The sequence below is a fragment of the Nitrosophilus sp. genome (assembly GCF_982775275.1).
Map to the genome: position 1 here is coordinate 1 of NZ_CEXZHP010000328.1, position 1,150 is coordinate 1,150.

Here is a 1,150-nt window from a genome sequence, read left to right on the forward strand (position 1 = left end):
CAACTTTCCCGCGAGCAATCTCAACCGCGACGATACCGGCGCGCCCAAAGACACCGACTTCGGCGGCTTCAGACGGGCGAGGATTTCCAGCCAGTGCCAGAAGCGTGCCATACGACTGCATGAGGTATTTCGGGATGAAGTGAAAAAAGCCGGTGGCAACCTGGGAGTTCGTACGATCCGTTTTATCGACGAGCTTGTCCGCCGCTTCGTTGCCGAAGGGAAAAACGAAGAGGAGGCGAAAACCGTTGCGGAGGCCGTCATTACCGCATTGGGGCTGAAAAAGGCGAAAAACAGCGACAAAACCGAGTACCTTCTTTACCTGGGAGAAGGTGAAATGGATGAGTTGGCGGCAACGGCTCTTGAGTATTGGGAAGAGGGCGTGCAAGGCAAGTTCGAAAAAGAGGCGCAAAAGCGCCTGAACGATATCGTCAAAGAGAGAAAAAAAATGGGAGGCTATGCCGCCGATATCGCACTGTTCGGCCGCATGGTCGCGGATGACAAAAAGATGAACGTCGATGCGGCCTGCCAGGTGGCACACGCCATTAGCCCCCATAAGAGTGCCGTAGAAACCGACTATTTCACCGCTGTGGACGACCTGCTGCCCGATGACGAGACCGGTTCGGACATGATCGGCGTGGTGGAATACAACGGTGCGTGCTATTACCGCTATGCCAACATCGATCTCGAAAAACTCAAAGAGAACCTCGGTGAAACGAACGCTGACTTGCTGGCAGCGACGGTGGTAGGATTTATCAAGGCGATGGCTCTGGCGCTTCCTACGGGTATGCAAAACAGTTTCGCCGCCCAGACCTATCCGTCCTATATCGAAGTCGTGGCGATGGACAAACCCCTCTCCTATGCCAACGCTTTCAGCAAGCCGGTTCGAAGCAGCGAAAAACAGTCGATCGAAGAAGCCTCGATAGAGGCTTTGCAAAAGTATGCGGAAAAAATCGAAAGGTTTTTGGGTGCCGAACCGTTTTGGCGGGCGAGTATCGATATAGATAGCGGTTCATTGCCTGAATTGGTCGAAAAGGTTCGTACTCATCTGAAGGAGTCGTAATGGCGACACTGCTAATACCACTGGTCGGCCCTATGCAGAGCTGGGGTACGAGAAGTCGGTTCGATCATCGCGATACCGAAAGGGAGCCTT

At 53.6% G+C, this 1,150-nt stretch carries 2 protein-coding genes; both read left to right on the forward strand.

All coding sequences use genetic code 11. The annotated features are described in order from the left end of the window. Positions 1-1,060, forward strand: a 1,060-nt coding sequence (cas7e, locus tag AC30RD_RS09740; RefSeq protein WP_489494364.1) for a type I-E CRISPR-associated protein Cas7/Cse4/CasC, incomplete at its 5' end; no start/stop codon positions are given. After that, positions 1,060-1,150: CRISPR-associated protein Cas5 (gene cas5, locus AC30RD_RS09745; RefSeq protein ID WP_489494365.1), on the forward strand; the 91-nt coding region annotated here is incomplete at its 3' end. The genes cas7e and cas5, both read left to right, overlap by 1 nt.